The organism is Limosilactobacillus sp. (assembly GCF_041859915.1).
In the GTDB taxonomy this organism is placed as follows: Bacteria; Bacillota; Bacilli; order Lactobacillales; family Lactobacillaceae; genus Limosilactobacillus.
In genome coordinates this window covers 1-5041 of sequence record NZ_JBFLGB010000090.1, presented here as the reverse complement: position 1 = coordinate 5041, position 5041 = coordinate 1, and the positions used below count along the sequence as shown (strand labels likewise).

At 45.4% G+C, this 5041-nt stretch carries 3 protein-coding genes and 1 pseudogene; 2 read left to right on the top strand and 2 right to left on the bottom strand.

Translation table 11 applies throughout. The annotated features are described in order from the left end of the window. Nucleotides 1–2: 2 nt before the first annotated feature. Nucleotides 3–122 carry a hypothetical protein gene (locus ACEYV4_RS09065; RefSeq protein ID WP_373842966.1) on the top strand — a complete coding sequence of 40 codons (120 nt, stop codon included), beginning with the start codon at nt 3–5 and terminating at the stop codon, nt 120–122. Here the strand turns inward: ACEYV4_RS09065 and ACEYV4_RS09060 are convergent. Next, nucleotides 94–1173 (bottom strand): annotated as a pseudogene (locus tag ACEYV4_RS09060) (peptide chain release factor 3); the annotation flags it as partial. The gene ACEYV4_RS09065 and the pseudogene ACEYV4_RS09060 overlap by 29 nt on opposite strands. Before the next feature lie 186 nt (nt 1174–1359). Here ACEYV4_RS09060 and ACEYV4_RS09055 point away from each other — a divergent pair. After that, nucleotides 1360–2733: an LCP family protein gene (locus ACEYV4_RS09055; protein ID WP_373842965.1), complete on the top strand. Its 1374-nt coding sequence runs from the start codon at nt 1360–1362 to the stop codon at nt 2731–2733. A gap of 116 nt (nt 2734–2849) precedes the next feature. Here ACEYV4_RS09055 and ACEYV4_RS09050 read toward each other — a convergent pair. Next, a partial coding sequence (locus ACEYV4_RS09050; RefSeq protein ID WP_373842964.1) for an arabinogalactan endo-beta-1,4-galactanase occupies nt 2850–5041 on the bottom strand: 2192 nt, incomplete at its 5' end.

Genomic DNA, 5041 nt, shown 5'->3' with positions numbered 1-5041 from the left:
ACGTGGAGATCACGGACGAGGCGTTCGTGACCCTCGTCCAGGCCTACACGCACGAGGCCGGCGTGCGGAACCTCGAGCGCGAGATCGCGAACGCGCCGTTTCCACGGTTTCCCGGGTATTAGCCATGAACTCGGTCACGTTCGATAACCGAAGCGGTTTCCCAGTACGGGCTAAGGTAACATCCATCCCCTTGTCGAACTCACCAGAACAGATTCGAACGAAGGCGATCCGGTCCCGGTGTCGGGGATTCATGTTCGCCTGAATTTTAAACACAAAACCGGAGAATTTGTTGTCCAATGGCTTAACTACACCGCCGTCAGCAGTTTTATGATCACCCGGTGCCGGCGCAAATTGAAGGTAATTCTCCAGGAAGGTCCGGACCCCAAAGTTAGTCAAAGCCGAGCCAAAGAAAACTGGGGTCTGATCACCCCGGGCAATCTTGTCCCGATCAAGTTTGTTACCAGCAACTTCGACCAGTTCCATCCCGTCAAGGGCATCCTGCCACTCACCATCACCAGCTAATGGGTTATCACCCTTAACCTGACCATTATCATCTAATGGCAGGTAAGGTTTCTTCGGGTCGGCCGGATGGGTCAAAGCGACTCGGTGGTTAAAGCGATCATAGATTCCCTTGAATTGGTGGCCAGAACCGATTGGCCAGTTCATCGGGTAGGTTTCAATCCCTAATACTTCTTCGACTTCATTCAGAAGGTCGAGGGGATCACGGGCATCCCGGTCAAACTTATTCATAAAGGTAAAGATTGGGATACCCCGCATCTTACAAATTTGGAAGAGCTTCTTCGTCTGCGGTTCAATCCCCTTGGCGGAGTCGATCACCATGACCGCGGAGTCAACGGCCATCAATGTCCGATAGGTATCTTCAGAGAAGTCCTCATGCCCTGGAGTATCCAAAATGTTAATTCGTTTGCCTTGAAAGTCAAACTGCATCACGGAAGAAGTAACTGAAATGCCCCGCTTCTTTTCGATTTCCATCCAATCAGACTTGGCAAAGTTACCGGTCTTCCGTGCTTTAACGGTTCCGGCCTTTCGAATGATCCCGCCGAAGAGCAAGAGTTGTTCGGTAATCGTCGTTTTTCCGGCATCAGGGTGGGAAATGATGGCAAAAGTTCGCCGTTTATTGACAGCTTCAGCAAGTTCTTTTTGTGATTTCATCGATAAAATCCTTTCATTTTTATTTTCGCAAAATATCCTTACTATCTTAATATACTTTTTTACCAAAGTCTAACTTTCCAAATGGTTACAGAAAGGTTAAACTATTAGTGTTACGTTGAATCTGGGAGACAATCTCTGTTATGATAAACTATTGTTAGAATTAATTTGGTCGAGGTATTAATCGATATGGACAATAATAATCAACGCGAGTCACGCGAAAGCTATCGAAAACGGATGGAAGAGCGAATTCGTAAACAAGTGAATGAGAATCGTCAACGAGAGCGAGCAGAAGAACGGTCAACACCACCAACAGATGGCCATCCACGCTACAATCAACAAGGCAACAACTATCAGCAAACTAATACTAACTATCATCAGCCCCGGAAACGACACCATTTCAAGATGCCACGGTGGATGAAAATCCTGATCTGGGTATTGATCATCCTGGTAGCACTTGGTGGCATTTACGAATACCATAAGATCCACACTGCTGCTAATGGGATGTTCACTAACGGTAATGGTAAAATCAGTAAGAAGCTTCAAAATGGTGATCCGGTTTCCGTCTTGGCAATGGGGACCGATGTTGGTGCTCTTAACCGGGGCAATAAGGGTGGTAACACCGATTCAATGGAGCTTTTCACCATTAATCCGAAGAAGCAAACCATTACTATGACTTCTATTCCCCGGGATATTCTAGTCCGTGTTCATACCAGTGATGGTCCGGACTACGTTAAATTAAATGCCGCCTATTCACTTGGTGGGCCTAAGCAGTCTGTGAAACAGGTAAGGGAATTGCTAGGTGTGCCAATTGATTACTACGCCGTAATTAACATGGGAGTTCTAGAAAAGGTTGTCGATTCCGTTGGTGGGGTCAATGTCAATAACCCATTTGCCTTTACTTATGAAGGCCACCACTTTAAGAAGGGTCAGCAACACTTAAACGGTGCCAATGCCCTGAAGTACTCAAGGATGCGTTACCAAGATCCAAATAATGATTACGGTCGTCAAAAGCGCCAGCAGCAAATCCTTCAAAATGTTATTACCAAATTCAAGACGTCTGGTTCCATCTCTGCCGCCAACAAGATTCTCGATGCCGTTGGTGACGGGGTCAAAACCAACATTCCAATCGACGACATTGCAACCCTCTACGGTAACTACCACGGTGCAATGAACAACGTTAAGACCTACCACTTCCAAGGCCAAAATGCCATGATTGACAATGTTTCTTTCCAGATTGCTAGTCCAAAGGAAATTAATCGTGTTTCTAAATTAGTTCGTAAGCAATTGGGTCTCAAGCCTAAGACAATCGTCAACCACGAAACCAGGATGTACAAATCCCAGCCAGACTATAATGGTTATAACAAGATTAACTTCATCTTGCCGGGTGGTGCTTCCTATAATGAACCAGGAAGTGGCGATGGCAGTGATGAAGTAGTCGGTGGTCACTCATCTTCTAGCATTGAAAGTGATAATCGACAAGCACGTCGACAATCTCAAGTCAATACTTATGAGGAGCCAACTTATGGCTATGGTTACGGTACTGGCTATTCATTATATTAATAACAAACTAAAAATCATCCTCTAAAATTGAGGATGATTTTTTTATTCTATAAAATAACAAAAGATAGGTAGAAGCATAATGGTGCTTTTACCTATCTTTTGTTTATTAGGTTTCTTTAACCAACCATCAATGTTGCCGTGTAGTGAACAACTAAGTTATCACCATAATTCTTGTTTTGGTTAGTCATACTAAAGTCCCGCTGCTTATCAGCAGTTGTTGCACCATCTAACCATAATTGATAGTGATACTTGTTCCCAGCAGCATCCGTGTATTCAGGCGTATTGATACCCTCATTTAATGACATCAGGATACTATCCAGACCATTTTCACCAATCTTGGCACCCTTGACACCAGTCAGTGTCTTCGTTGTATTGCTGCCAAGTAATGTATTGAGGTTAAGAGTAGCGCCAACAGTCAATGGGTTTTGAACCTTAATGCTGTGTGATACACCATCACCAAAGTAAACTTCAGAAACCTTAGCAGTCAATGTTGAGGTAGCCTTCTCAGTCGGCGTGGTTGGCTTATTATTGTGCTGTTCATCGTAGTTAGCTGAGGTGTAGCCGTTTTGGAAGCCATGAAACATCATCAATGATTGTAGTGGGTGTCCCTGGTCATCAAACAGTGCCTGGTTATCCCAAGAACTGCCGCCCCAGGTTGGCTTGCCTTCCCAGTACAGCTTATCGTCTGTCTGGTAGCCACGAGCTGCTTCGGTTGCCCAACCACAACCGTAGACACCACTGGCATCAATGTTGTATTGGTAATAATTCCAACCGGCCTTAGCTGGGATCCAAGCAGGTTCCCACCAGAAGGAACCAAGGACAGTGCCTCGGTAATTACTACTAATTTCATTATAGAAGCCACGCATTGCATCTACTTGGCCTTGTGGACTTACCGCGTAACCAGCATTTCCGGCACCGCTCGTGGAGTTATTGGTACCATCAGAGTTCTCATCGGTAAATGGCCAACTAGTTTCGGTAATGATAACCTTCTTACCAAATTCGTTCTTAATCATACTGATGCAACCGTTAATCGTGTCCCAAACGGTGTACTGCTTGTTTGACCAGAGCCAGAACAGGTAAGCGGAGGTTGCCAAGATATCATAATCTACTCCGTGGTTCTTCCAAACATTCATGATGGCACGGTAGGTTCCTTGGTTAGCTCCTTCAAGGTGCAGAGCAATCTTAGCATTTGGCATGACTTCTCGTACCGCTCGTGATCCAGCCGACAGGAAGGCACAGCCGGCAGCAGCAGTCTTTTCATTTGTCCAGTAGTTACCATCAGTTACGGAACTCATCTTACCAGTCTGTGGATTGGTTTGTGAAATCAAGATTCCCCGAGTGATTTCGTTTCCTACTTGGACCATGCCAACGTTAACACCTGTTGCCTTCAGATCCTGCAGGACCTTCTTGGTGTAATCATAAACTGATTGCGCCATCGTGGACGTATCTTCACCTTCCCAGGCCTTCGGAATTAACTGGGTAGCTGGATCAGCCCAGAAGTCAGAGTAGTGGAAGTCCATCAGAAGCGACATGCCATGAGCCTTAGCCCGCTTAGCAAGTTGAATCAGGGTTGCTTCATCACTAGCACCACCACCATAGGTCTGCATTGTAGCATCGTATGGATCATTCCAAAGCCGGCACCGAATGTAGTTAACACCAGCTTGTTGTAGAACGTCAAATAAGTCGGCCTTCTGACCCTTAAAGTCATAGAAGGTTACACCGGCCCGTTCCAGGGAAATTAATGAACCAATGTCGACACCCCTAGCAGCGGAGTTGTTAAAGTTATTAATCTTTTCAACCTTTACAGCTTCATGTCTAGCTCCAGTATCGGAACCAGTAGCATAGGCAGTCGTAATCTGATCTGCCGTCATTTGGGTTGTTGGGATACCAGAAACTGGCTTAGCTGCTGGCTTCCCCCATGTCAGGGTTGCAGAAACATCAACCTTAATTGGGTCACCATACTTGACACCCTTATTGTTATTCATGAAGACAGTCCAGGCGTCGTTCTTCACTTTGCCTTCATTGGTTTCCAACCAATAAACATAGTGATAGTTACCATACTGGTTAGAGTAAAGCTTCTGACCAACTAAGCCGGTCTTCGTTCCTTCAGCACCCTTCAATGCATCAAAGTATAGTTGAAGAATGTTTTGTGGAATTGTTTCACCTTTTGGACCAGTGAGGATTGTGTTATTGATTCCCGCTAAAGCACCTGACAATTCTGCATTATCAACCTTGGTGCCAACCGTTAGTGGATTATTAACGGTAGCGTTATTGGAGTACACATTGGTAACAGTAGCGCTTGGTACCG